General features: G+C 68.1%; 24 protein-coding genes. 3 read left to right on the forward strand and 21 right to left on the reverse strand.

The window, feature by feature from the left end; all coding sequences use genetic code 11:
- Positions 1–65 precede the first annotated feature (65 nt).
- Complete coding sequence (gene hpnE, locus TMZ1T_RS10675; protein ID WP_012585404.1) at positions 66–1,391, forward strand: hydroxysqualene dehydroxylase HpnE; 1,326 nt, start codon at positions 66–68, stop codon at positions 1,389–1,391.
- Positions 1,392–1,487: 96 nt separating this feature from the next.
- Here the strand turns inward: hpnE and TMZ1T_RS10680 are convergent, their stop codons facing one another.
- The 19 genes from TMZ1T_RS10680 to rpsB all read right to left on the reverse strand — a co-directional run bounded on the left by TMZ1T_RS10680 (position 1,488) and on the right by rpsB (position 19,273).
- Positions 1,488–2,624: a M14 family metallopeptidase gene (locus tag TMZ1T_RS10680; RefSeq protein ID WP_041589848.1), complete on the reverse strand. Its 1,137-nt coding sequence runs from the start codon at positions 2,622–2,624 to the stop codon at positions 1,488–1,490.
- Positions 2,625–2,629: 5 nt separating this feature from the next.
- Positions 2,630–3,415, reverse strand: coding sequence for a peroxide stress protein YaaA (gene yaaA, locus TMZ1T_RS10685; protein WP_012585406.1), 786 nt, complete (start codon positions 3,413–3,415; stop codon positions 2,630–2,632).
- A 72-nt stretch (positions 3,416–3,487) separates the two neighbouring features.
- Entirely contained in the window at positions 3,488–4,000 is a 513-nt protein-coding gene (locus tag TMZ1T_RS10690; protein ID WP_012585407.1) for a hypothetical protein, read from the reverse strand.
- A 111-nt stretch (positions 4,001–4,111) separates the two neighbouring features.
- Positions 4,112–4,945 (reverse strand): TrmH family RNA methyltransferase, encoded by an 834-nt coding sequence (locus TMZ1T_RS10695; protein WP_012585408.1) that lies wholly within the window; start codon positions 4,943–4,945, stop codon positions 4,112–4,114.
- Positions 4,938–5,549 (reverse strand): ribonuclease HII, encoded by a 612-nt coding sequence (gene rnhB, locus TMZ1T_RS10700; RefSeq protein ID WP_004301438.1) that lies wholly within the window; start codon positions 5,547–5,549, stop codon positions 4,938–4,940. The genes TMZ1T_RS10695 and rnhB overlap by 8 nt, the downstream gene beginning before the upstream one ends.
- Positions 5,546–6,703 (reverse strand): lipid-A-disaccharide synthase, encoded by a 1,158-nt coding sequence (gene lpxB / locus TMZ1T_RS10705; protein ID WP_004301437.1) that lies wholly within the window; start codon positions 6,701–6,703, stop codon positions 5,546–5,548. The genes rnhB and lpxB overlap by 4 nt, the downstream gene beginning before the upstream one ends.
- Positions 6,704–6,743: 40 nt before the next feature.
- On the reverse strand, positions 6,744–7,514 hold the full coding sequence (lpxA, locus tag TMZ1T_RS10710; RefSeq protein ID WP_004301435.1) for an acyl-ACP--UDP-N-acetylglucosamine O-acyltransferase: 771 nt from the start codon (positions 7,512–7,514) through the stop codon (positions 6,744–6,746).
- On the reverse strand, positions 7,511–7,945 hold the full coding sequence (gene fabZ, locus TMZ1T_RS10715; protein WP_004301433.1) for a 3-hydroxyacyl-ACP dehydratase FabZ: 435 nt from the start codon (positions 7,943–7,945) through the stop codon (positions 7,511–7,513). Before fabZ ends, lpxA begins: the two co-directional genes overlap by 4 nt.
- A gap of 6 nt (positions 7,946–7,951) precedes the next feature.
- Entirely contained in the window at positions 7,952–8,986 is a 1,035-nt protein-coding gene (lpxD, locus tag TMZ1T_RS10720; protein WP_004301431.1) for a UDP-3-O-(3-hydroxymyristoyl)glucosamine N-acyltransferase, read from the reverse strand.
- A gap of 13 nt (positions 8,987–8,999) precedes the next feature.
- Positions 9,000–9,500, reverse strand: coding sequence for an OmpH family outer membrane protein (locus TMZ1T_RS10725; RefSeq protein WP_004301429.1), 501 nt, complete (start codon positions 9,498–9,500; stop codon positions 9,000–9,002).
- A gap of 34 nt (positions 9,501–9,534) precedes the next feature.
- On the reverse strand, positions 9,535–11,889 hold the full coding sequence (gene bamA / locus TMZ1T_RS10730; RefSeq protein WP_004301427.1) for an outer membrane protein assembly factor BamA: 2,355 nt from the start codon (positions 11,887–11,889) through the stop codon (positions 9,535–9,537).
- Between the two features lie 8 nt (positions 11,890–11,897).
- Complete coding sequence (gene rseP / locus TMZ1T_RS10735; RefSeq protein ID WP_004301425.1) at positions 11,898–13,262, reverse strand: RIP metalloprotease RseP; 1,365 nt, start codon at positions 13,260–13,262, stop codon at positions 11,898–11,900.
- Entirely contained in the window at positions 13,259–14,461 is a 1,203-nt protein-coding gene (gene ispC, locus TMZ1T_RS10740; protein WP_004301423.1) for a 1-deoxy-D-xylulose-5-phosphate reductoisomerase, read from the reverse strand. Before ispC ends, rseP begins: the two co-directional genes overlap by 4 nt.
- Positions 14,462–14,506: 45 nt before the next feature.
- A complete protein-coding gene (locus tag TMZ1T_RS10745) occupies positions 14,507–15,328 on the reverse strand; it encodes a phosphatidate cytidylyltransferase (protein ID WP_004301420.1) in 822 nt (273 codons plus the stop codon).
- A gap of 7 nt (positions 15,329–15,335) precedes the next feature.
- Positions 15,336–16,103: a polyprenyl diphosphate synthase gene (gene uppS, locus TMZ1T_RS10750; RefSeq protein ID WP_004301418.1), complete on the reverse strand. Its 768-nt coding sequence runs from the start codon at positions 16,101–16,103 to the stop codon at positions 15,336–15,338.
- 52 nt (positions 16,104–16,155) lie between these two features.
- Positions 16,156–16,713: a ribosome recycling factor gene (gene frr, locus TMZ1T_RS10755; protein ID WP_004301417.1), complete on the reverse strand. Its 558-nt coding sequence runs from the start codon at positions 16,711–16,713 to the stop codon at positions 16,156–16,158.
- A gap of 18 nt (positions 16,714–16,731) precedes the next feature.
- On the reverse strand, positions 16,732–17,445 hold the full coding sequence (gene pyrH, locus TMZ1T_RS10760; RefSeq protein ID WP_004301415.1) for a UMP kinase: 714 nt from the start codon (positions 17,443–17,445) through the stop codon (positions 16,732–16,734).
- A gap of 10 nt (positions 17,446–17,455) precedes the next feature.
- Entirely contained in the window at positions 17,456–18,352 is an 897-nt protein-coding gene (gene tsf, locus TMZ1T_RS10765) for a translation elongation factor Ts (RefSeq protein WP_012585409.1), read from the reverse strand.
- Positions 18,353–18,517: 165 nt separating this feature from the next.
- Positions 18,518–19,273: a 30S ribosomal protein S2 gene (gene rpsB, locus TMZ1T_RS10770; RefSeq protein WP_004301412.1), complete on the reverse strand. Its 756-nt coding sequence runs from the start codon at positions 19,271–19,273 to the stop codon at positions 18,518–18,520.
- Positions 19,274–19,667: 394 nt separating this feature from the next.
- Between rpsB and map the strand changes: the two genes are divergently transcribed.
- Both map and TMZ1T_RS10780 read left to right on the forward strand, forming a co-directional pair.
- The gene (gene map / locus TMZ1T_RS10775) at positions 19,668–20,498 is read left to right on the forward strand and encodes a type I methionyl aminopeptidase (RefSeq protein WP_004301410.1); all 831 of its coding nucleotides are present in this window, start codon (positions 19,668–19,670) and stop codon (positions 20,496–20,498) included.
- 22 nt (positions 20,499–20,520) lie between these two features.
- Positions 20,521–23,097 carry a [protein-PII] uridylyltransferase gene (locus TMZ1T_RS10780; RefSeq protein ID WP_012585410.1) on the forward strand — a complete coding sequence of 859 codons (2,577 nt, stop codon included), beginning with the start codon at positions 20,521–20,523 and terminating at the stop codon, positions 23,095–23,097.
- Positions 23,098–23,114: 17 nt separating this feature from the next.
- On the opposite strand, the gene TMZ1T_RS10785 is transcribed toward TMZ1T_RS10780, so the two are convergent.
- Entirely contained in the window at positions 23,115–23,621 is a 507-nt protein-coding gene (locus TMZ1T_RS10785; protein ID WP_004301404.1) for a TIGR00645 family protein, read from the reverse strand.
- Between the two features lie 25 nt (positions 23,622–23,646).
- Positions 23,647–24,384 carry an S-methyl-5'-thioinosine phosphorylase gene (locus tag TMZ1T_RS10790; RefSeq protein WP_004301402.1) on the reverse strand — a complete coding sequence of 246 codons (738 nt, stop codon included), beginning with the start codon at positions 24,382–24,384 and terminating at the stop codon, positions 23,647–23,649.
- Between the last annotated feature and the right edge of the window lie 91 nt (positions 24,385–24,475).

Here is a 24,475-nt window from a genome sequence, read left to right on the forward strand (position 1 = left end):
ACGCCCGCAGGGAAGCGCACCCAGCGCGCGGGACCGAGCTGGCACGGCAGCCGGAACCTCCGGCCATGAGCGTGCCGGTCGTCGCCATCATCGGCGCGGGCTACGCCGGGCTCGCCTGCGGGGTCGAGCTGGCCCGCGCCGGGGTGCATGTCACCGTGTTCGAACGCTCGCACACCATGGGCGGACGCGCCCGCGTGGTGCACAAGGACCACCACTGGCGGGTGGACAACGGCCAGCACATCCTGATCGGCGCCTACAGCGAGCTTACCCGCCTGCTGCGCCTCACCGGCGTGTCGCCCAAGCAGCTCGCCCACCTGCCGCTGACCCTGCACGTCCCCGGCCGCCTGCACCTGAAGGCCGCGTCCCTGCCGGCGCCTTTCCACCTCGCCGTGGGGTTGCTGCGTGCGCAGGGGCTGCACTGGGCCGACCGCCTGGCGATGCTGCGCCTCATGCGCTGGTTGAAGCGACGCGGCTTCCGCCTGGCCGATCCGGGGATGACGGTCGACGCCCTGCTCGCCGAGACCCGCCAGACTCCGACCCTGTGCCAGCTGATCTGGGAGCCGCTGTGCGTGGCGGCGCTCAACACCCCGGCCGCCGCGGCCTCGGCCCAGGTCTTCGCGAACGTGCTGCGCGACAGCCTCGGTGCGGGTGCCGCCGCCAGCGAGCTGCTGCTGCCGCGCACCGACCTGTCCGAGCTCTTCCCGGTGCCGGCGGCGCGCTACATCGGTGTGCGCCGCGGCAGGCTGCGCACCGGCAACGCGATCGAGGCCGTCGAACGGGTGGCCGGCGGCTACCGCCTCGACGGCGACCCCGGCAGCCACCCCTGGCCTCACGTGGTGGTGGCCACCGCGCCCTACCATGCCGGAGCGCTGCTCGCCTCCGTCGGCGGTTGCGAGCGCCTGGTGGCGCAGATCGACGCGCTCGAGCACGAGCCGATCGTGTCCGTCTATCTCGCCCTCGGACGCGGCCAGCAGCTCCCCGAGCCGATGATCGGCCTGGCCTCGGGCAGCACCGCCGGGCCGGCGCAGTGGGTCTTCGACCGCGGCCAGCTCGGCGGGCCGGAGGGCCTCTTCTCGTGCGTGATCAGCGCCCACGGCCCGCACGAGGCGCTCGCGCGCGACGAGCTCGTCCTCGCGGTGCACGCCCAGCTCGAACGCCAGCTCGGTCGCCGTCTGCCAGCCCCGGAGTGGTCGCAGGTCATCGTCGAAAAGCGCGCCACTTTCGCGTGTCGGCCAGGCGTCTTCCGCCCCGGCATCCGCACCCCGCTGCCCGGACTGTGGCTGGCCGGCGATTACCTGGATTCGGACTACCCCGCGACGCTGGAATCCGCGGTGCGCTCGGGTGTGGCCTGCGCGACCGCGATCCTCGCCGAGATCGGGCACAAGGCCTGATCCGCTCGGTGAATCCGGCCGCGGCCTCGCGGCCGTGAAGCGGGGACGCAGCTGCACGTCGCCGCCACGTCCACTCGCCACCGCCTCCCCTCCCGATCAGCCTTCGCCGCCCTCACGCAGGTGGCGCAGGATCGGATCGAGCATGGCCGCGCCCAGGCGCTTGCTGCGCGCACCGTTCCAACCGACGTGGCCGTCGGGCAGGATGATGTTGTCCTTGAACGGCATCTCCAGGGTCAGCGACACGCAGCCGAACTGGTTGGCGACCCACTTGCTCGCCAGCGTCAGCAGTTCCTCGCCGAAGCGGCCGGGCTTGTAGCCCTCCTGCGTCTGGAAGTCGGGGCTGACCATGAGGAGGGTCTCGACGAAGCGCGCCTGCGCGGCCGCCGCCGCGGCGGTGAAGCCAGGCACCTCCTCGGCGGTGGAGAAGAACACGTAGGGCAGCGACTCGTCGCCGTGGATGTCGAGGAAGAGCGCGCAGCCGGTGCGCTCCATTTCCGCGCGCACCAGGAAGACCTCGGGGCTGGCGACGGGGTCGGGCGCGCGCCATTCGCGGTTGAGGTTGCGCCCGGCGGCGTTGGTGCGCAGGTTGCCGCGCACCGCGCCGTCCGGGTTCATGTTCGGCACGATGTGCAGCACGGCGTGCTCGCGCACCTTGCGCGCGACCGGGTCGGCATTGTCGAGCAGGCGCTCGAGGAGGCCCTCGACGAACCATTCCGCCATGGTCTCGCCGGGATGCTGGCGCGCGATGATCCACACCGGCACCCGTCCCGGCGCGTCGCGCCCGACCGTCACCACGTCGAGGTCCCGCCCATCCACCGTACTGCCGAGGTTGCGCACGCGGGCGTAGGGCGAGAGCTCGACGCGCGCGAGCAGGTCGAGGTGACGCTCGTGCGAATAGGGCTCGAAGTAGGCGTAGTAGAGGCTGTCGCGCTCGGGCGTGTGCTCGACGATCAGCTGCCCGTCCTCGTAGCGCGTGCCGGCGATGCGGAACCAGTTCTGGCGGTCGTAGGAGGCGACGCAGCGGTAGTCCCGCCATCCGTCCGGATAGGCCGCGCCCGCGGCGTTCTCGAACACCATGCGCACCGGCTTGCCGGCCGCGCCCATCAGGCGGAAGTGGAACCACTGGTGGAAGTCGGCGGCGTTGTCCTTGCGCAGGCGCAGGCGGATGTCGGCCGGATCGTCGAGGCGCACGACCTCGATCGCGCCGGAGTCGAAGCTGGAGCTGATCTTCAGCACGTTCACTCCTCGCGACGGCGGAAGACCAGGGTATCGGCATCGGACGCGTCGGCGGCGAAGGCGTAGCCCTCGGCGTCGAAGCCCTGCAGCGCGTCGACCTCGTCGATGCGGTTCGTGATGACGTAACGGCTCATCAGCCCGCGCGCGCGCTTGGCGTAGAAGCTGATGATCTTGTAGCGCCCGCCCTTCCAGTCCTCGAACACCGGGGTGACGATGCGCCCCTTCAGCTTCTTGGGCTTGACCGACTTGAAGTACTCGTCGGAGGCGAGGTTCAGCAGCACACGCTCGCGCCCGGCGTCTTCCTCGCGCGCGAGCAGGCCGTTGAGCGCGTCGGTGATGCGCTCGCCCCAGAACTCGTAGAGGTTCTTGCCGCGCGGGTTGGCCAGCCGGGTGCCCATCTCCAGGCGGTAGGCCTGCATCAGGTCGAGCGGGCGCAGCACGCCGTAGAGGCCGGAGAGGATGCGCAGGTGGTCCTGCGCCCAGCCAAGTTCGTCCGCGGTCAGGCTCCTCGCATCGAGTCCCTCGTAGACGTCGCCGTTGAAGGCCAGCAGCGCCTGCCGTGCGTTGTCGGGGCTGAATGGGCGCGACCAGCTCGCGTAGCGCGCCACGTTGAGCGTGGAGAGTGGATCCGAGAGCGACATCAGCTCGGCGATCTCGGCGGGCGATTTCTCGCGCAGTACCTCGATCAGCGCTGCGGAATCGTCGAGGAAGTCGGGCCGGGTGTAGTTGGAGACGGTGATCGGCGTCTCGTAGTCGAGCGCCTTGGCAGGGGAGATGACGAGGATCATGCCTTCTGTTCGCTGTGTCGGCGCGGAGCCGGATGGCCGGATGTTAACGCGAATCGCCCCGCAACACCGCCTTCAGCCCGGCAGCACCTCCTCCAGCAGCGCGAGCAGCTCGTCCGCCCGCTTGCGGCCAAGGCGTGACTCGTCGATCGACTCCTTCCATTCGGCGATCAGCGCGCGCAGTTCGCTGCTGCTCCGGGTCGCATGGACACGCTTGACCAGGCCGAGCTTGCCGTAGGGGCCGTGGAAGGTGCGCAGGGTGTTGATCATGAAGTCGCGCGCGAGCGGCAGGCTGGCCGTGTGGCCGGTGTGCGCCCGCGCGACCGGCGCCGCGCCTGCCGCCGGCTGTCCTTCGCGTATGCTGGCTTCGGGCGGGTCGGCCATCCCGGCGCTGGACGCGATGAACCCTGCCTCGGCGAGTTCTCCGAGCGCAGCCGCAATCTTCGCGTCGCCGGTAAGGGCACACAGATCCTCGACGCTGCGCTGTCCATCGACCAGGATCAGCAGGCGGCGGGCGCGCAGCCCGAGGCCGTGCGTGCGATGCGCGATCTCGTCCTGTCCCTTGAGTGTCTTGGCGTACTTTTCCATCATCCTCCTCGCGGGGCGCTACCACCCCTGGTCTCGTCCTCGGGGTCTGTCGCGGCGTCCGCCGTGCCCCGCTTGGAATGCGGAAAGCATGGAAGCAAGCCTGCGCCCGAGTCAAGAAGGAAAATTCACGCCTCGGATCGTCCCCGTGGCGCGGAGCTGACGCGCCTGCTCGAACAGACAGACCGCCGCGGCCGCGGCGACGTTGAGGGATTCGATGCCGGCCGTCATCGGGATGATCACGCAGCCGTCGGCGCGCGCCAGCAGGGCCGGGGAAAGTCCCTGCCCTTCCGCCCCGAAAAGCCAGGCCACCGGGCCGCGCAGGTCGAGCTCGTAGAGCGGGTGGGCGTCCTCGCGCAGGGCAGTTGCCAGGCACAGACCCGGGTAGCTCTCCAGTCGGGCGAGCAGTTCGCAGCCCTCCTCGATCCGGACAACGAACTGCGCGCCCATGCCGGCACGCAGCGCGCGCGGCGACCAGGCCTGCGCGCAGCCCTCACCGAGCAGCGCGTGGCGGATGCCGGCCGCGGCCGCGGTGCGCAGCAGGCTGCCGAGGTTGCCGGGGTCCTGCACGCCGTCGACCACGATCAGGCTGGCGTCGCCCGGGGCGCTCGGCGTGCTCGCCGGCATGGCGATGGTGGCCAGCAAGCCGGCGGGGCTGTCGACCGGGCTGACATGCGCGAACAAGGCATCGCCCAGGCGGTAGCGCGGCACCTCTGCCGGCGCCGCCGCGAGCAGGCGACGATGCTCCTCGCGCAGCAGGCCGGACTCCGACACCACCAGCGCGCGCAAGGCCACGCCCGCCGCGAGCGCGGATTCGACCAGGTGGGCACCGTCGAGCACGGTCTCGTCGAGCTTGCGGCGGTCGCGTGCCGAGTGCGCGAGCGCATGCAGGCGCTTGACGAAGGCGTTGTCACGCGAGGCCAGCGCCTTGAGCTGCGGCTCACTCATCCCGGCGCTCGAGCAGCTTCTTCACCGGCGCGAAGCTGCGCCGGTGGAAGGCCTGCACGCCGTGCGCCGCGAGCGCCGCAAGGTGGGCGGCGGTCGGGTAGCCCTTGTGAGCGGCCAGCCCGTACTGCGGCCACTGCGCGTCGAGCTCGCGCATGGCCGCATCGCGTGCGGTCTTGGCGAGGATGGAGGCCGCCGAGATCGATGGCTCGGTGGCGTCGCCCTTGACGATCGCCCGCGCCGGATAGGGCAGCTTGGGGCAGCGGTTGCCGTCGATGCGCACCTCGGCCGGCGCGATCCCGAGCGCCATCACCGCGCGCTGCATGGCCAGCATGGTGGCGTGCAGGATGTTGAGGCGGTCGATCTCCTCGACGCTCGCCTCGGCCACCGCCCAGGCCAGCGCGCGAGCGCGGATCAGCGGTGCGAGGCGCTCGCGCGCGGCTTCGCTCAGCTTCTTGGAGTCGGCCAGGCCTTCGATCGGGCGTGCGGGATCGAGGATCACCGCAGCGGCGACCACTGGCCCGCACAGCGGCCCGCGGCCAGCCTCGTCGACCCCGCAGATCAGGCTGGAGGACGGCAGTCCGGGATCGAACAGCTCGGCGTTCATGCCTTTGGTCCCGCCTTGTCGAGGTAGGGCAGGATCGCCTCCGCGGCGCGCCGCGCGGTGTCCTGCCGGAGGGTGCGATGCAGGTCGGAGAAGCGCGCCGCGACCGCCGCGCGCCGCGCATCGTCGGCGAACCAGTCGTCGATCGCGGCGGCAAGGTGTTCCGGGTCGGCCTCGTCCTGGAGAAGCTCCGGCACCACGGTCTCGCCGCACAGGATGTTGGGCAGGCCCACCCAGGGCAGGTAGGCCATTCGTTTCATGAGGCGGTACTGCCACTTGCCGATGCGGTAGGTGATCACCATCGGGCGCTTGAGCAGCGCCGCCTCCAGGCTTGCCGTTCCACTCGCCACCAGCACCACGTCGGCTGCGGTCATCGCCTCGACGGCGTGACCGAACAGCATGCGGATCGGCAGCCCGCCCGCATCGTTGCGGTGCAGCGCCTCCTCGAAGATCTGGCGCGTCTCGCGGGTGGCCAGCGGGACCAGGAAGAGGCGCTCCGGATCGCGTTCGTGCAAAGTCTTCGCGGTGCCGATGAAGATGTCGGCCAGGTTGCGCACTTCGGACTGCCGGCTCCCCGGCAGCATCGCCACCACGCCGCGCTCGAGAGGAATGCCGAGGCGTTCGCGCGCAGCGGCGCGGTCGGGCTCGAGCGGAAATTCGTCGGCGAGCGGGTGGCCGACATAGCTCACCGGCACGCCGGCACGCTCGTAGAGCTCGGGCTCGAAGGGGAAGAGGCACAGCATGTGCGACACCGAGCGCGCGATGCGCTTGATCCGCCCGCCCCGCCAGGCCCAGATCGACGGGCCGACGAAATGGATCGCCGGGATGCCGGCGTCGCGCACCTTGCCTTCGAGCCACAGGTTGAAATCGGGCGCATCCACGCCGATGAAGGCATCGGGGCGCTCGGCGCGGATCTGCGCGAGCAGCGCGCGGCGGATGCCGGAGAGCTCGCGGTAGCGCTTGAGCGCGTCGACGTAGCCATGCACCGCGAGCAGCTCGCAGGGCCAGCGCACGTCGAAGCCTTCGGCCTGCATCTTCGGCCCGCCGATGCCGAAGAACTCCGCGTCGGGCAGATGGCGGCGGAGCGCTCGGATCAGGTGGCTCGCGAGCAGGTCGCCGGAGGTCTCCCCGGCGACCATGGCGATGCGGATCTTCATGCCGTTCGAGACGCGGCCCGCGCCGTGCAGCGGATCATGCTCAGCGCACGATGCCGCGACCGGAGTCCGCGATGAAGGCGGCGAAGGGCGCGGCCTCGGCCTGCCCGGCGGCGATCTCGGCGACGCGCTGGCGCGCCTCGTCGAGCGTGAGGCCGCTGCGGTAGAGCGCGCGGTAGGCGCGTTTGATCGCGGCGATGCCCTCGGCACTGTAGCCGCGGCGCTTGAGGCCTTCGCTGTTGATGCCGTGCGGTTTGGCCGGGTTGCCCGCCACGGTCACGAAGGGCGGCAGATCCTGCAGCAGCACGGTACCGACACCGCAGAAGCTGTGCGCGCCGACGCGGCAGAACTGATGCACCCCGGTGAAGCCGCCGAGGATCGCCCAGTCGCCCACATGGACATGGCCGGCGAGCGTGGCGTTGTTGGCGAAGATGGTGTGGTCGCCGACCTGGCAGTCGTGCGCGATGTGCACGTAGGCCATGATCCAGTTGTCGTTGCCGACGCGGGTGACGTGCGCGTCCTGGCTGGTGCCGACGTTGAACGAGCAAAATTCGCGGATCGTGTTGCGGTCGCCGATCTCGAGCCGGGTGGGCTCGGCGTCGTACTTCTTGTCTTGCGGGCTGGCGCCGATCGAACAGAACTGGAAGATCTCGTTGTCGCGGCCGATGCGGGTGTGGCCCTCGACCACGACGTGCGGGCCGATGCGCGTGCCGTCGCCGATCTCGACGTTCTCGCCGATCAGCGAATAGGCCCCGACGCTGACGTTGGCGCCGAGCTTCGCACCCGGATGGACGATGGCGGTCGGGTGAATCATAGCGTCTTGATCGCGCACATCAGCTCGGCTTCGGCGGCGAGCTCGCCGTCGACGCTGGCACGTGCCTTGTACTTGTAGATGTTGCGCTTGGCGTGGGTGATCTCGACGTCGAAGATCAGTTGGTCGCCCGGCACCACCGGACGCTTGAAGCGCGCGTTGTCGATGCCCGCGAAGTACACCACCGAGTTGTCGTCGGGCTTCACGCCGGTGCTCTTGAACGACAGCAGCGCCGCAGCCTGGGCCATGGCCTCGATGATCAGCACGCCCGGCATCACCGGGTGGTGCGGGAAGTGCCCCGGAAAGAAGGGCTCGTTCATGGTCACGTTCTTCAGCCCGCGCGCACGCACGCCCGGTTCGATCTCCAGCATGCGATCGACGAGCAGGAAGGGATAGCGGTGCGGCAGGTACTGCAGGATTTCCTTGATGTCCATGATGGCTCAGCCCTGCGAGCGGTCGTCGGGACCGTCGCTGTTTTGTTCGAGTTGGCGGACGCGCCTGGCGAGCGCGTCGAGGTGGCGCAGGTGGGAGAAGTTCTTCACCCAGTCGCCATGCGTCTGCAGCGGCAGGTTGCCGGTGTAGACGCCCGGTTTGGCGATCGACTTGGCGACCAGGGTCCACGCCGACACCACGACGTCGTCGGCGATGCTCAGGTGTCCGGAGATGCCGGCCTGGCCGCCGATCATGCAGCGCGCGCCGATCCGGGCGCTGCCCGCGACCCCGGCGCAGCCGGCCATGATCGTGTGCTCGCCCACGCGCACGTTGTGCGCGATCTGGATGAGGTTGTCGAGCTTGACGCCATCGCCGATCACGGTGTCGTCGAGCGCACCGCGGTCCACCGTCGTGTTGGCGCCGATCTCGACGTCGTTGCCGAGGACCACACGGCCGGTCTGCGGGATCTTGACCCAGGCGCCGGACTTCTCGCGCGCGAAGCCGAAGCCGTCTGCGCCGATGACCACGCCCGAATGCAGGATGCAGTCCTCGCCGATCACGCAGTCGTGGTAGATGCTGACGTTGGCATAGAGCCGGGTGCCGCGCCCGATGCGAGTGCCGCGCCCCACGTGGCAGTTGGGCCCGATCACCACGTCCTCGCCGAGCACCACGTCTTCCTCGATCGAGGCGCCGGGTCCCACCTGCACGCTGGCCGGCAGGGTGCTGGCGACCGCGGCGAGCGCATGGATACCGGGACGCGCCGCGGGGGGCGGATTGAACAGCTGCGCGACGCGTGCGAAGTACAGGTAGGGGTCGGCGGTCAGGATCAGGTTGCGCCCGGCCAGCGCCTCGCGCAGGTCGGGCGTGACGATCAGCGCACTTGCCGCACACTCGCCGACCTGCGACAGGTACTTGCGGTTGGCAAGGAAGGCGAGATCGCCCTCCCCCGCCTTGTCCAGCGTGCCGACGCGCGAAACCGCGACATCGCCGTCTCCCGCGATCTCGCCGCCCAGGCGATCGACCAGCTCGTGCAGTCGGAACATCGGGCGACCAGTCTTACTTGGCGTCGGACAGGGTCTTGATGACCTTGTCGGTGATGTCGATGCGCGGGTTCGCGTACACCGCTTCCTGGAAGATGATGTCGTAGTTTTCCTGCTCGGCGATCTGCTTGACCGAGCGGTTGGCCTTGTCGAGCACCGAGGCGAGTTCCTCGTTACGGCGTTGGTTCAGGTCTTCGCGGAACTCGCGCTGCTTGCGCTGGAAGTCGCGGTTGAGCTCGTTGAACGCACGTTCCTTGTTGCGACGGTCGCTGTCGCCCATGGTCGGGCCGTTGCGCTCGAGGTCTTCCTGCATCGACTTGAGGTCGCGCGCGATGCGCTGCAGCTCCTGGTCGCGCTTTTCGAACTCCTTCTCCAGCCGCTGCTGCGCCCGCACGGCGGGCGCTGCTTCGCGCATGACGCGATCGGAATTGACGAAGCCGATCTTGGTTTCGGCGAACGCGGTCTGGGAAAGGCCGAGCACAGCGAGTGCGACCAGGGAGAGGGTACTGACTTTCAATTATGCCTCCGGATGAAACTGTTTCGCCCGCAGCTCAGAACACGCTGCCGAGCTGGAACTGGAACCGCTGGATCTCGTCGTTCTCTTCCTTCTTGAGCGGATGGCCGAAGCTGAACTTCAACGGGCCGATCGGCGAGCTCCACGAGAATGCCAAGCCGGTACTGTAGCGCAGATCGCTGAAACGGATGTTCTGATCCACGAAAGTGCCGCCGCCGAGCGGTTCTTCGTCCCTGCCCCAGACGTAGCCGGCATCGAGGAAGGCCGAGATGCGGAAGGAACGGTCCTTGCCCGCGCCCGGCATCGGGAAGAAGAACTCGGCGTTGGCGACGGCCTTGCGGGTGCCGCCGGTCGAGCTGATGTCGCCGTCGGTATCCTTGTACTTGGGGCCGACCGAGCCTTGGTCGAAGCCGCGTACCGAGCCGATGCCGCCGACGTAGTAGTTCTTGTAGAAGGGTACGTCCTTGCCGCCGAAGCCCTTGGCGTAGCCGACGTCCGCGTTGAGCATCAGGGCGTAGTCGGTTCCGATCGGGAACCAGTGCTGGTACTGGTAGCCGAGTTTGCCGTAACGCAGATCGCCAACCGGGACGGTGACCTCGCCATAGACACGCTGATACACGCCGCTGCGGGGATAGGTGAAGCTGTCGCGACCGTCGCGCGACCAGCCGACGGTCAACAGCAGGCTGTCAACCGTGCAGTCGCCGACGCCGCTGGGGTTGTCGAGGCCGTTTTCCTTGCAGAAATCCTTGTAGAGCAGCGGACTCGCGTTGTACGTGGTGATCTCGGTGCGGTCGGCGGTGAGCCCGAAGTTAACGTGGTCGTCTTCCGCGATCGGCCAGCCGAGCCGAATGCCGGCGCCGGTCGAGACGGTCTTGTACGGCGACACCGAGTCGAGTTCGTCGGCGTCGTAGGTGCGGTGGTACAGGTCCCAACCCAGGCTGATGCCGTCCACCGTGTAGTAGGGGTTGGTGAAGGACAGCGCGAGCGTGCGGCTGGACTGACTGGTGTTGAGGCCGAGCGTCAGGGCGTTGCCGCTGCCGAACAGGTTCTGCTGCGAGATCGACGCCGACAGCACGATGTTCTCGGAGCTGGAGAAACCGGCGCCGAGCATCAGGTTTCCGGTCGGGCGTTCCTTGACGGTGAAGTTCACGTCGACCTGGTCGGTCGTGCCCGGTATCGCCGGCGTCTCGACGGTCACCTCGTCGAAGAAGCCGAGGCGGTCGATGCGCGTACGCGAGCGGTTGATCGCCGCCGCGTCGTACCAGCCCCCTTCCATCTGGCGCATCTCGCGGCGCACCACCTCATCGCGCGTCTTGGTGTTGCCGCCGACGTTGATGCGGCGCACATAAACCCGCCGACCCGGATCGACGAATACGGTGAAGGCCACCTCGCGCTTGACCTTGTCGACTTCCGGCGCGGCATTGACGTTGGCGAAGGCATAACCCTCGTTGCCAAGGCGGTCGGTGATCGCCTTGGTGGTCTCCGTCAGGCGTTCGCGCGAGAAGGTTTCGCCCGGTCGGATCTTCGTCAGCGCCTGGTATTCGGCCTCGGGAAGGATCAGGTCGCCGGTGAAGCGCACGCCGGTGACGGTGTACTTCTCGCCCTCGGTGATGTTCACCGTGATGTAGATGTCCTGCTTGTCCGGTGTGATCGAGACCTGGGTGGAGTCGATGTTGAAGTCGAGGTAGCCCTGGTTCAGGTACCAGGAGCGCAAGGTCTCCAGGTCGGCCGAGAGCTTCTGGCGGGAGTACTGGTCGTTCTTGGTGTACCAGGTCAACCAGCCGGGCGTGGTGAGCTGCATCTCGTCGAGGAGATCTTCTTCTTCGAAAGCCCTCGCGCCGACGATGCGGATCTGGCGGATCTTGGCCACGCCCCCCTCGTCCACCTTGAAGTTGATGCCGACACGGTTGCGTTCGAGCGGCGTGACGGTCGTCGTGACCGTGGCCGCGTACTTGCCGCGCGAGAGGTACTGGCGCTTGAGTTCCTGCTCCGCGCGCTCGAGCAACGAGCGATCGAAGATGCGCGATTCGGCGAGGCCGACCTCGCGCAAGCCCTTCTTGAGCGCGTCCTTGTCGAACTCCTTGACCCCGTCGAAGGTGATGTCGGCGATCGCTGCGCGCTCGTCCACCACCACCACGATGACGTTGCCTTCGGTCTCGATGCGAACGTCGCTGAAGAAACCCGTGGCGAACAGCGCGCGGATCGCATCGGCGGCCTGCGCCTCGGTGAAGGTCTCGCCGACGCGGACCGGCAGGTAGTTGAACACGGTGCCCGCCTCGGTGCGCTGGATGCCCTCGACGCGGATGTCCTTGACCACGAAGGGATCGAAGGCGAGGGCCGGCGCTGCGGCAAAAAGGGCCACCAGGAGCCCGGGCAGGAGCTTGCGATTCATGCGGGAGTTCAGCCGGAAATAAGACGATTGAGATCGTTGTAGAAGGCGAATGCCATCAACATCACCAGGAGGGCGAGGCCGATCTGCTGACCGACCTCCATGATGCGCTCCGGGATCGGACCGCCCTTGATGATTTCGACCGTATAGTACAACAAGTGCCCCCCATCCAGAACCGGGATGGGCAGCAGGTTCAGGACCCCCAGGCTGATGCTGATCAAGGCCACGAACTTGAGGTAGTGCGCCAAGCCCAGCTGGGCGGTCTGACCTGCATAGTCGGCGATCGTGACCGGTCCGGAGAGGTTCTTCCAGGACACTTCGCCGGTGAGCATGCGGCCGATCATCTTCAGGCTCAGCACGCTGGTCTCCCAGGTCTGCCGAACCGCGCGCGCGAGGCCTTCGAGCACACCGTAGCGGATCTCGCCGAACATCTCGATGCCGCCCGTCGCGGCTTCGCCCACCCCCACGCCGATGCGGCCGATCCGCGCCCCGCCCTCCTCGGCCGCGTCCGGGGTCACCACAAGCCCTACCACCCCGCCCGCACGGTCGATCTCGAAGTCGAGCGCGCGTCCGGGCGCCTCGCGCACCAGGCGCACGAGGTCGGCCCAGGCCGCGACCGCCGTGCCCGAGATCGCCAGCACGCGATCCCCGACCTGCAGTCCCGCACGTTCGGCAGCGCTGCCATCCGCGATCCTGCCGATCACCGCCGGAAGCGCCGGACGCCAGGGGCGCAGGCCGAGGCGCGCGATCAGGTCGGTGTTGCCCTCGTCGATCGCCACGCCCGAGAGATCCATGCGGCGGAAGGCATCGACGTCCTCCAGGGTGCGTACGCGCAGCACCACCTCGCGGTTGTCGAGCGCGTGGCGCAGCAGCACCCAGCGCAGGTCCTGCCAGCTGCGCACGGGCTCCTCGTCCACCGCGATCACGAGGTCGCCCTCGCGCACCCCCGCCGCCTGCGCGATCGCCGGCGTGTCGGACAACGCCACGCGAGGCTTGAGTTCCTCGGTGCCGCCGACAAAGAGGCCCCAGTAGAGGGCGATCGCGAGCAGGAAGTTGGCGAGCGGCCCGGCGGCGACGATCGCGAAACGCCGATACACGCTCTGGCGGTTGAAGGCGCGGTGCAGCTCGGGTGCCGCTACGGGCGCCTCGCGCTCGTCGAGCATCTTGACGTAGCCGCCGAGCGGGAACGCGGCGAGCACCCATTCGGTGCCGTCGCTGCCGGCGGTATGGCGCAGCAGCGGCTTGCCGAAGCCGATCGAGAAGCGCAGCACCTTGACCCCGCACCAACGTGCCACGAGGTAGTGGCCGAGTTCGTGGACGAGGATGAGCAGGCCGAGGGCAAGCGCGAAGGGAACCAGGTAATCGAAGAGAGTCATCGGTCGCGGCGAAGTCGGGAGATCTCGTCCCGCGCGAGTTCGCGGGCGTGCGCGTCGGCGGCCAAAACCGCCTCCAGCGAATCGACCGCGCCCGGCCGGCTGCGTTCCAGGCTCGCTGCGATCACGGCGGCGATGTCGAGGAAGCCGATGCGATGGTCGAGGAAGGCGGCGACCGCCTCCTCGTTGGCGGCGTTGAGCACGGCGGGCGCCGTGCCGCCGGCGCGCAGCGCGTCGAAGGCCAGCTTCAGGCAGGGGAAGCGGGCGAAGTCCGGACGTTCGAAATCGAGGCGGGCGATCTCGAACAGGTCGAGCGGGCGCACACCCGCGTCGATGCGCTCGGGCCAGGCCATGGCGTTGGCGATCGGGGTGCGCATGTCGGGGTTGCCGAGCTGTGCGATCACCGAGCCGTCGGCGTAGTCGACCATCGAGTGGATCACGCTCTGCGGATGCACGACCACCTCGATCATGTCCGCCGGGGCGCCGAACAGCCAATGCGCCTCGATGACCTCCAGGCCCTTGTTCATCATGGTCGCGGAGTCGACCGAGATCTTGCGTCCCATGACCCAGTTGGGATGGGCGCAGGCCTGCTCGGGGGTGACATTCGCGAGCGAATCGATCGGCGCCGTGCGGAAGGGGCCGCCGGAGGCCGTCAGCAACACCCTGCGCACGCCGGCGCGCGCGGGTTCGCGCGCGTAGCCGGCGGGCAGGGCCTGGAAGATCGCGTTGTGCTCGCTGTCGATCGGCAGCAGGACCGCCCCGCTTGCGGCCACTGCATCGATCAGCAAGCGGCCCGACAGCACCAGGGCCTCCTTGTTGGCCAGCAGCACCTTCTTGCCCGCGCGCGCGGCGGCCAGGGTCGGGCGCAGGCCGGCCGCGCCTACGATCGCGGCCATCACCATGGCCACCTCGTCGGCGGCGGCGACACGCTCGAGCGCCTCTTCACCGCATAGCACCTCGGTGTCGCGACCCGCTGCGCGCAATCCCGCGCGCAGGCGTTCGGCAGCGGTCGCATCGCCCATCACCGCGAAGCGCGGCGAAAAACGCAGGCACTGCTCGAGCAGCTTGTCATCCTGGCGCTGCGCACTGAGCGCGAAGACCTCGAAACGGTCGGGGTGACGGGCGACGACATCGAGCGTGCTTTGGCCGATCGAGCCGGTTGCGCCCAGGACGGTCAGGCGCTGCGGTGCGGGGTCAGGCATGGGGAGAATCCGTTGCGGAAGGAGCACGGCGGAAGCCGTGGAGGATCAGCGCGCGAGCCACACCGCGCCGAGCGCCACGAGCGGGAGCGTCGACGTCAGGCTGTCGATGCGGTCGAGGATGCCGCCGTGGCCGGGCAGGATGTTGCCACTGTCCTTGAGGCCGGCCTGACGCTTGAGCAGCGACTCGAAGAGGTCGCCGACGATGCTCACCGCGGTCCACGCCAGCAGGACGCCGGCGATCACCGGCGCGCCGCCCTCGAATTCCGCGCCGCGCATCGCGAGCACGCCGAAGCCGAAGGCCAGCACCGCCAGCACGCCACCTGCGGCGCCCTCCCAAGTCTTGCCCGGGCTGATCGCCGGGGCCAGCTTGTGACGGCCGAAGGCGCGGCCGCTGAAATAGGCGGCGATGTCGGCCACCCAGACGACGGCCATGGTTCCGAGCAGCACCCCGGGGCCCATCGTGCGCAGCTGCATCATTGCCAGCGCGGTCGGCACGAGCACGACGAAGCCGACCAGCGAAGCCAGCATCGGGTTGGACAAGGCCCACTTGCCGCGCAGCCACATCGGCACGACGAAGATCCAGAATAACGCGCTGAAGACATAGAGCGGCACCACGGCCGCAGCACCGCCGAGCTCGCCGCTGCCCAGCCCCGCGCTCCAACCCAGGAACGCGGATGCGGCGGCAAAGGCGACCGCCGTGGACACGCGCAACCCGCGCTCGAAGCGGGCGAGCGCGCCCCACTCCCACGCCGCCGCACCGCACAAGACTGCGCAGAGCACGAGCCAGACCGATGCCGGCAGCAGGAACACCGCCGCCAGCAGGCCGACCAGCAAGGCGATTGCGGTGAGGACGCGATCCTTGAGCATGGAGGCCCTATTCCCCGGCGTCGGCCTTGAGCTGCTCGCTGGTGCGGCCGAAGCGCCGCTCCCGCCCCTGATAGGAGCCGATGGCCTGCCCGAGCGCACCGTCGTCGAAGTCGGGCCAGAGCACGTCGGTGAAGTAGAGCTCGGTATAGGCGAGCTGCCAGAGCAGGAAGTTGCTGATGCGCTTCTCGCCACCCGTGCGGATGAAGAGATCGGGCTCCGGCGCGAAGCTCATCGACAGCTCGGAGGCGATCTCATCTTCGGTGAAGCGTTCCAGGCGCCCCGGTTCGCGCGCCATCAGGCGCGACATCGCATCGAGAATGTCCCAGCGACCGCCGTAGTTGGCCGCGACGGTGAAGTTGAGTCCGCCATTGCCGGCGGTGAGCGTCTCGGCCTCGCGGATCATGTCCACCAGCCGCGGATCGAACTTCGAGAGGTCCCCGATCACGCGGAAGCGCATGTCGTTGTCGTGCATGCGGCGGATCTCCTTCTGCAGCGACTTCAGAAAGAGCTGCATCAGGAAAGAAACCTCGTCCTGCGGGCGGCGCCAGTTCTCGGAGCTGAACGCGAACACGGTGAGGTACTCCACCCCGCGATCGACGCAGCCGCGCACGGTGGCGCGCAGCGCCTCGACACCGCGCGCATGCCCCGCGACGCGAGGCAGCATGCGCTTGCGCGCCCAGCGCCCATTGCCGTCCATGATGACGGCAATGTGCTTCGGCACCTGCGAGACGTCGGGAATGTCGCGGGTGGAACTCCTGAACAGCCCTCCGATCATGCTCCGCCTCCTGTCGTGCCCGTTGACGATACAGCCGATCCGCGCACGCGGATCAGATCTGCATGAGTTCCTGCTCTTTCTGGGCGAGCAGCTTGTCGATCTCGGCTACATAGCGGTCGGTGAGCTTCTGGATCTCGTCCTCGCCGCGACGCTCGTCGTCCTCGGAGATCGCCTTGTCCTTGACCGCATCCTTGAGCTGCTGGTTGCCGTCGCGGCGCAGGTTGCGGATCGCCACCTTGGCGGTCTCGCCCTCGTGGCGCACCACCTTGGTGAGGTCGCGACGGCGCTCCTCGGTGAGCGCAGGCATCGGCACGCGCAGCAGTTCGCCCATGTTCGCGGGGTTGAGGCCGAGGTCGCTGTCGCGGATCGCGCGCTCGACCTTGCCGAGCATCGGCTTTTCCCAGGTCTGCACGCCGATCGTGCGGGCGTCGATCAGGGTGATGTTGGCGACCTGGTTCACCGGCACCATAGAACCGTAGTACTCGACCATCACGTGATCGAGCAGGCCGGTGTGGGCGCGGCCGGTGCGCACCTTGGCGAGGTCGGTCTTGAGCGCCTCGACCGACTTCAGCATCTTCTGCTCGATGTTCTTCTTGAGTTCGGAAATCATGCAAGCCCTCTCCGGAGGTCAGGAATGGACCAGCGTGCCTTCGTCCTCGCCCATCACCACACGCTTGAGCGCGCCGGGCTTGAAGATCGAGAACACGTTGATCGGAAGCTTCTGGTCGCGGCACAACGCGAACGCGGTCGAGTCGAGCACCTGCAGGTTGCGCCCGATCGCCTCGTCGAAGCTGATGCGATGGTAGCGCTGCGCCTGCGGGTCCTTCTTCGGATCCGCAGTATAGACGCCGTCCACCTTGGTCGCCTTGAGAACGATCTGCGCACCGATCTCGGCGCCGCGCAGCGCCGCGGCGGTGTCGGTGGTGAAGAAGGGGTTGCCGGTACCGGCCGCGAAGATGACCACGCGGCCTTCCTCGAGATGACGGATCGCGCGCCCGCGGATGTACGGCTCGACCACCTGGTCGATGCGCAGCGCGGACTGCACGCGCGCTTCGAGCCCCATGCGTCGCATCGCGTCGGCGAGCGCCATCGCGTTCATCACCGTGGCCAGCATGCCCATGTAGTCGGCGGTGGCGCGGTCCATGCCGGAGGCCGCGCCCTTCATGCCGCGGAAGATGTTGCCGCCGCCGATCACCACACCGACCTGGACACCGAGACGGCTGATCTCGGCGACCTCGGACACGATGCGGCTGACGACCTCCTCGTTGATGCCGTAGGCGTCGTCGCCCATCAGGGCTTCGCCGGAGAGCTTGAGCAGGATGCGCTTGTAGGCGGCGGACACGTTCTTCTCCTTACTTCTTGGCGGCAGCGGCGGCCTGTTCGGCCACTTCGGCGGCGAAGTCGGTGACCTTCTTCTCGATGCCTTCGCCGACGATGAACAGCGTGAAGCCGGCGACCGAGGCGCCCTTGGCCTTGAGCAGCTGCTCGATGGTCTGCTTGCCGTCCTCGGCCTTCACGAAGACCTGGGCCAGCAGGGTCACTTCCTTGAGGAACTTCTGCACGGTGCCGTCGGCGATCTTTTCCAGCATCGCTTCGGGCTTGTTGTCGGCGCGGGCCTTCTCGATCGCGATGCGACGCTCGGCATCGATCAGGTCCTGCGACACGCCCGAGGCGTCGAGCGCCTTCGGCTTGGACGCGGCGATGTGCATCGCGATGTCCTTGCCGAGCTGCTCGTCGCCGCCGACCACGTCCAGCAGCACGCCGATCTTGGCGCCGCCGTGGATGTAGGAGAACAGCTTGCCCTTGGCCTCGATGCGGGCGAAACGGCGGATCGACATGTTCTCGCCGATCTTGCCGACCAGCGCGGTGCGGGTCGACTCGACGGTGCCCTCGCCCAGCGGCAGCGCCGACAGGGCAGCGACGTCGGCCGGGCTCTTGGCGGCGACGAGGCCGGCGCAGTTCTGCACCAAGGCCAGGAAGTCGTCGTTCTTGGCGACGAAGTCGGTCTCGCAGTTGACCTCGATGATCGAGCCGAGCTTGCCGTCGGCCGAGATGTCGATGCCGACCACGCCTTCGGCGGCGATGCGGGCGGCAGCCTTGGAGGCCTTGTTGCCGAGCTTGACGCGCAGGATCTCTTCGGCCTTGCCCATGTCGCCGGCGGCTTCGGCCAGCGCCTTCTTGCATTCCATCATCGGCGCGTCGGTCTTCTCGCGCAGTTCCTTGACCATGCTTGCGGTAATTTCCGCCATGCTAGCTCCTGAATAGGTTCGGTTTGACATTCGAAACGCGGATGCCGCGCAGCGCACCGGAGGGCCATCGGCGCGACATCGGGAATTGTGCGGGGCGCACGTTGCGGGATTCGCAAGCGCCACCCGGATTGCAAAAGGGGCCCCGCGGGCCCCCTTCGCTGAGGATCAGGCCTGTTCCTGCGAGCCTTCTTCCTCGACCTCGACGAACTCGTCGCCGCCGGCATCGACGATTTCCTGCAGCACCTGGCTGCGGCCTTGCAGCACGGCATCGGCCACGCCACGGGCGTAGAGGCGGATGGCGCGCGAGGAGTCGTCGTTACCCGGGATCAGGTAGTCCACGCCTTCGGGCGAGTGGTTGGTGTCGACCACGGCCACGACCGGGATGCCGAGCTTCTGGGCTTCGGTGATGGCGATCTTGTGGTAGCCGACGTCGATGACGAACAGCGCGTCGGGCAGGCCGCCCATGTCCTTGATGCCGCCGATCGACTTCTGCAGCTTCTCGAGTTCGCGGCGCACGGTCAGCGCCTCGCGCTTGGACAGGCGCTCGATCGAGCCGTCTTCCATCATCGCCTCGACTTCCTTGAGGCGCTTGATCGACTGCTTGACGGTCTTGAAGTTGGTCAGCATGCCGCCGAGCCAGCGCTCGTCGACGTAGGGCATGCCGGCGCGCTGGGCTTCCTCGGCGATGATCTCGCGCGCCTGGCGCTTGGTGCTGACGAACATGATGTTGCCGCGGTTCGCGGCGAGCTTGCGCACGAACTCCATGGCTTCGTTGTACTTCGCCATCGTCTTTTCGAGGTTGACGATGTGGATCTTGTTGCGCTGGCCGAAGATGTAGGGGGCCATGCGCGGGTTCCAGAAGCGGGTCTGGTGACCGAAGTGGACGCCGGCTTCCAGCATCTGACGCATCGTGACGGACATGTGTTGCTCCAAACTGTACAAGGGTTGAACCTCCGCCTCGCGGATGGGCGACCGGGAAACCGGTTCACCACGCTGCCCCCCGGGATTTGCGCGTCCCCGTCCCGGCCGGAGCCGGAACGCAGGATGTCGAGCAGGCCCCGGAAGGACCCTGTGCCGCAAGGCGTGCGGATTTTGCCTGCACATGCAGACAAGCCCACGATGTTATCACGCCGGCCGCATCGTGCTCAAGGCTGAAGCGGATTGAAACCCAGGCCGACACAAGCCTCGCGGGTACCCGCCGCGGAAATGGCGAAGGCATCGGTTGGCATGCGGTTTGCGCGGATACCGGGTTTGCTGCGGCGCGGCGCTTGCGATAGCCTTCCCGCTTTCCCGCCCCGACACAGAACACACAACAATGAGCATTGTCATCAAGACCCCCGAAGAGATCGAGAAGATGCGCGTGGCCTGCCGGCTCGCCGCCGAGGTGCTCGACTACATCGAGCCGTTCGTTGTCCCCGGCGTGACCACCGGGGAGCTCGACCGCCTCTGCCACGACTACATGGTGAACGTGCAGGGCACCATCCCGGCCCCGCTCGACTACGCACCGCCCGGCTACAAGCCCTACCCCAAGTCGATCTGCACTTCGGTCAATCACCAGGTCTGCCATGGCGTACCGGGCGAGAAGGCGCTCAAGAAGGGCGACATCGTCAACCTCGACATTACGGTGATCAAGGAGGGCTTCCACGGCGACACCAGCCGCATGTTCCTGCTCGGCGGCGACTCGGCGTGCAGCATCGTCGCCCGCCGCCTGACGCGGATCACCTACGAGTGCATGTGGCTGGGCATCGCCACCGTCAAGCCCGGCGGCCGCCTTGGCGACATCGGCGCCGCGATCCAGAAGCACGCCGAAGGCAACGGCTTCTCGGTGGTGCGCGAGTTCTGCGGCCACGGCATCGGGCGCAAGTTCCACGAGGAACCGCAGGTGCTGCACTACGGCAAGGCCGGCACCGGCCCCACGCTCGAGCCCGGCATGATCTTCACCATCGAGCCGATGATCAACGCCGGCAAGGCGGCGATCTCCGAGCTGCCCGACGGGTGGACCATCGTCACCAAGGACCGCAGCCTGTCGGCGCAGTGGGAGCACACGGTGGTGGTCACCGAGACCGGTGTCGAGGTGCTCACCCTTTCCGCCGGGTGCCCGCCCCCGCCCGAGCTCGTCGCTGCCCGTTTCGCAACGGCTGGCTGAAGAATCCGTCGCAGGCCCGCACATGAACGACGCCCTCACCGACGAGCTGCACACCCTTGCCACCACGGCACGCCAACGTCTCGTCGAGGGCACGGCGCAGCTGCGCGACGCCTATCAGGGGCGGCCGCAGACCTCCATCCTGCTCAAGGGCCGCGCTCGACTGGTGGATCACGAGCTCGTCCGCCTGTGGACGGCGTGCGCGATGCCCGCCTCCGCCGCGCTCGTGGCGGTGGGCGGCTATGGGCGCGGCGAGCTTTTCCCCGCCTCGGACGTCGACCTGCTCGTGCTGCTATCCACACCGCCCGACGAGGCGCTGAAGGCGCGCCTGTCGGCGCTGGTCGGCGCGTTGTGGGACTGCGGGCTCGAGGTCGGTCATGCGGTGCGCACGGTCGACGAATGCATGATCGCCGCCGCCGACGACATCACCGTGCAGACCAACCTGCTCGAGGCGCGTCTGCTCGCCGGCGACCCGGCGCTGTTTGCCGAGCTGAGCGCGCGCTACCGCGAAGCGCTCGACGTGCGCGCCTTCTACAAGGCCAAGCTGCTCGAGCAGGAACAACGCTACGCCCGCTTCAACGACACGCCCTACGCCCTCGAGCCCAACTGCAAGGAGAGCCCCGGCGGGCTGCGCGACCTGCAGATGCTGGGCTGGATCGCACGCGCGGCCGGGCTTGGCCACAGCTGGCGCGACCTCGCCCGCCACCGCCTCATCACCGGCAGCGAAGCCGGCGAACTGCGCGCGATCGAGCGCTTCCTGCAGCACATCCGCATCCGCCTGCATCATCTCACCGGGCGCGCGGAGGACCGCCTGCTCTTCGACCACCAGGAAAAGCTCGCCCGCATCCTCGGCATCGAGGCCACGCCCACCCGGCGCGCCTCCGAGGTGCTGATGCAGCGCTACTACGTCACCGCCAAGATGGTGATGCAGCTCAACACCGTGCTGCTGCAGAACTACGGCAGCGTGATCTTCCCCGACCGCGGCGCCGCGATCGTGGTCAACGCGCGCTTCCAGGTCGTGCGCGAGCTGCTCGACATCCGCGACGAGGACGTCTTCGAGCGCCACCCTTCCGCGCTGCTCGAATGCTTCCTGCTGCTGCAGCAGCGCTCCGAGCTCAAGGGCATGACGGCGCGCACCCTGCGCGCGCTGTGGATCCACCGCAATCAGGTTAATGCCGCGTTTCGCGCCGACCCCGCGCACCGTGTCCTCTTCCTGCAGATCCTGCAGCAGCGCCGCGGTATCGTGCGGGTGTTCCGCAAGATGAACGAGTACGGCATCCTGTCGCGCTACATCCCGGCGTGGCGGCGCATCGTCGGCCAGATGCAGCACGACCTCTTCCACGTCTATACGGTCGACCAGCACATCCTGATGGTGCTGCGCAACGTGCGCCGGTTCACGATGGGAGAGCACGCGCACGAATACCCGCTGATGACACGGCTGATCATGGCCTTCGAGCGCCACTGGCTGCTCTACGTCGCCGCGCTCTTCCACGACATCGCCAAGGGCCGCGGCGGCGACCACTCCACGCTCGGCATGGCCGACGCGCGCGAATTCTGCACCCAGCACGGCATGGACGTGAACGACACCGCACTGGTCGTGTGGCTGGTCGAGCAACACCTCACGATGTCGCGGGTCGCACAGAAGGAAGACACCTCCGACCCCGAGGTCATCCAGCGCTTCGCCGACGTCGTGCGCGACGAGCGTCGCCTGGTCGCGCTCTACCTGCTCACCCACGCCGACATCCGCGGCACCAGCCCCAAGGTGTGGAACGGCTGGAAGGGCAAGCTGCTCGAGGATCTGTTCTTCGCCACCCAGCGCCTGCTGCGCGGCGCCACCGCCAAGGAGGCGCTCGGCCTCGACGGCCGCCTCGAGGACGCCCGCCGCCAGTTGCGCTTCCACGGCCTGCGCCCCGGCGTCGAGGACGCGCTGTGGGCCCGGCTCGACCCGGTGTACTTCATGCGCCACTCCGCCGAGGAGATCGCCTGGCACACCCGCTTGTTGTACTACCGCACCGAATCCGACGAGCCGGTGGTGAAGGCGCGCGTGGCCGAGGACGAGGACGGCGTGCAGGTCATGGTGTTCACCCGCGACCAGAAGGACCTCTTCGTGCGCCTGACCGGCTTCTTCGGGCGCATGGGCTTCACCATCGTCGACGCCAAGGTGCACACCACCCGCCACGGCTACGCGCTCGACAGCTTCATGCTGCAGGACCCGGGCGAACAGGCCGCCTACCGCGACATCGTGATCCTGATCGAGCACGAGCTCACCGCCCGCCTGCAGAAACCGGGGCTGCCCGAGCGCCCGAGTCGCGGGAGAATGTCGAGGCAGGTCAAGCACTTCCCGATCAGCCCGGAGGTCAGCATCCGTCCCGACGAGGCCGGCCGCCATCACGTGCTCTCGCTCACCGCCGCCGATCGCCCCGGCCTGCTCTACGACGTCGCCGCGGTGCTCGCCGAGCACGGCATCCGCCTGCACACCGCCAAGATCGCCACCCTGGGCGAGCGCGTCGAGGACACCTTCCTGCTCACCGGCAACGTGCTCAACCAGGACGCGCAGGTGCTGAGGATCGAGCGCGAGCTGCTGGAGCGGCTGCAGGTCTAGCCGCGCTCGCGGCGCGCTCAGTGCCCCTTCCCCGCCAGGCGGTCCATGGCGGCGTAGAGCAGGCCCGAGAACAGGAAGGTCACGTGGATGCCCACCATCCAGCCGAGCTGGCGGTCGGTGAGGTTGTGGGCGTTCATGAAGGCCTTGAGCAGTTCGATCCCGGAGATCGCCACGATCGAGCCGATCAGCTTGAGCTTGAGGTCGGAGAAGCCGATGTGTCCCATCCACTCCGGGCGGTCGCGGTGGGTGTGCAGGTCCTCCATCTTGGACACGAAGTTCTCGTAGCCGCTGAACATGATGATGATCAGCAGGTTCATGATCAGCGCCACGTCCACCAGCGACAGCACGCCGATGATCAGCTCGCTGCCCGAGGCGCTCCAGATCTGCGCGAACAGCCCGAACAGCTCCTTGGAGAACTTCACCAGCAGCAATACCATCGCCAGCACGAGGCCGAAATACACCGGCGCCATCAGCCAGCGGCTGGTGAACAGCACGTGCTCGAACCCGCTCTCGATCCGCTTCATCGCATCGCGCTCCTCGACCGGTCGATCAGACATGGCACAGCCCCTCCAGCACGGCGCGCACGCGCACCATGGACTCCTGCAACACCAGCTCGATGTCGTCGAAGTGGATGCCGTGCGCGCTCGACGAGCGCCCCGCGGCGTAGTTCACCACCACCCCGATCGCCGCGTAGGGCAGCTCGAGCTCGCGCGCCAGCGCCGCCTCGGGCATGCCGGTCATGCCGACGATGTCGCAGCCGTCGCGCTCGAGGCGGTCGATCTCCGCCGCGGTCTCGAGGCGCGGGCCCTGCGTGCTCGCGTACACCCCGCCATCCATCGCGCTGTCGCCGGCCGCGGCGATCGCCGCGAGCAGACGGTGGCGCAGGGTCTCGTCGTAGGGCTCGGTGAAGTCGATGTGGCGCACCGGCGTGTCGCCGCCCTCGAAGAAGGTGCTCTTGCGCCCCCAGGTGTAGTCGATGATCTGGTTCGGGACGATCAGCGTGCCCGGCGCCAGGTCGGCGCGGATGCCGCCCACCGAGGCCACCGAGACGATGCCGGTGGCCTTGGCCTGCTTGAGCGCCCAGATGTTGGCGCGGTAATTGACCAGGTGCGGCGGGATGGTGTGGCCGTAGCCGTGGCGCGCGAGGAAGACGACCGGCTCGTCGCAGACGCGCCCGAAGGCGAGTGCGCCGGAGGGCTCGCCGTAGGGCGTGCGCACGACCTCGCGGCGCTCGATCTCCATGTTCGACAGTTGGGTGAGTCCGCTGCCGCCGATGATCGCGAGCATGGTGAAGAGACCTCCTTTGGCTGAGGCGCGCGATTCTAGCACGCCCCTCAGAAATCCATGCTGCGCTGCCACAGCACGTGCTAGAATCCTC

It is taken from the genome of Thauera aminoaromatica, assembly GCF_000021765.1.
In the GTDB taxonomy this organism is placed as follows: Bacteria; Pseudomonadota; Gammaproteobacteria; order Burkholderiales; family Rhodocyclaceae; genus Thauera; species Thauera aminoaromatica.

Coding starts and splice junctions, on each gene's coding strand:
- hpnE (WP_012585404.1), top strand. CDS start 66: ATGAGCGTGCCGGTCGTCGCCATCATCGGCGCGGGCTACGCCGGGCTC.
- yaaA (WP_012585406.1), bottom strand. CDS start 3,415: ATGATCCTCGTCATCTCCCCTGCCAAGGCGCTCGACTACGAGACGCCG.
- TMZ1T_RS10690 (WP_012585407.1), bottom strand. CDS start 4,000: ATGGAAAAGTACGCCAAGACACTCAAGGGACAGGACGAGATCGCGCAT.
- TMZ1T_RS10695 (WP_012585408.1), bottom strand. CDS start 4,945: ATGAGTGAGCCGCAGCTCAAGGCGCTGGCCTCGCGTGACAACGCCTTC.
- rnhB (WP_004301438.1), bottom strand. CDS start 5,549: ATGAACGCCGAGCTGTTCGATCCCGGACTGCCGTCCTCCAGCCTGATC.
- lpxB (WP_004301437.1), bottom strand. CDS start 6,703: ATGAAGATCCGCATCGCCATGGTCGCCGGGGAGACCTCCGGCGACCTG.
- lpxA (WP_004301435.1), bottom strand. CDS start 7,514: ATGATTCACCCGACCGCCATCGTCCATCCGGGTGCGAAGCTCGGCGCC.
- fabZ (WP_004301433.1), bottom strand. CDS start 7,945: ATGGACATCAAGGAAATCCTGCAGTACCTGCCGCACCGCTATCCCTTC.
- lpxD (WP_004301431.1), bottom strand. CDS start 8,986: ATGTTCCGACTGCACGAGCTGGTCGATCGCCTGGGCGGCGAGATCGCG.
- bamA (WP_004301427.1), bottom strand. CDS start 11,889: ATGAATCGCAAGCTCCTGCCCGGGCTCCTGGTGGCCCTTTTTGCCGCA.
- rseP (WP_004301425.1), bottom strand. CDS start 13,262: ATGACTCTCTTCGATTACCTGGTTCCCTTCGCGCTTGCCCTCGGCCTG.
- ispC (WP_004301423.1), bottom strand. CDS start 14,461: ATGCCTGACCCCGCACCGCAGCGCCTGACCGTCCTGGGCGCAACCGGC.
- TMZ1T_RS10745 (WP_004301420.1), bottom strand. CDS start 15,328: ATGCTCAAGGATCGCGTCCTCACCGCAATCGCCTTGCTGGTCGGCCTG.
- uppS (WP_004301418.1), bottom strand. CDS start 16,103: ATGATCGGAGGGCTGTTCAGGAGTTCCACCCGCGACATTCCCGACGTC.
- frr (WP_004301417.1), bottom strand. CDS start 16,713: ATGATTTCCGAACTCAAGAAGAACATCGAGCAGAAGATGCTGAAGTCG.
- tsf (WP_012585409.1), bottom strand. CDS start 18,352: ATGGCGGAAATTACCGCAAGCATGGTCAAGGAACTGCGCGAGAAGACC.
- rpsB (WP_004301412.1), bottom strand. CDS start 19,273: ATGTCCGTCACGATGCGTCAGATGCTGGAAGCCGGCGTCCACTTCGGT.
- map (WP_004301410.1), top strand. CDS start 19,668: ATGAGCATTGTCATCAAGACCCCCGAAGAGATCGAGAAGATGCGCGTG.
- TMZ1T_RS10780 (WP_012585410.1), top strand. CDS start 20,521: ATGAACGACGCCCTCACCGACGAGCTGCACACCCTTGCCACCACGGCA.
- TMZ1T_RS10785 (WP_004301404.1), bottom strand. CDS start 23,621: ATGAAGCGGATCGAGAGCGGGTTCGAGCACGTGCTGTTCACCAGCCGC.
- TMZ1T_RS10790 (WP_004301402.1), bottom strand. CDS start 24,384: ATGCTCGCGATCATCGGCGGCAGCGGACTCACCCAACTGTCGAACATG.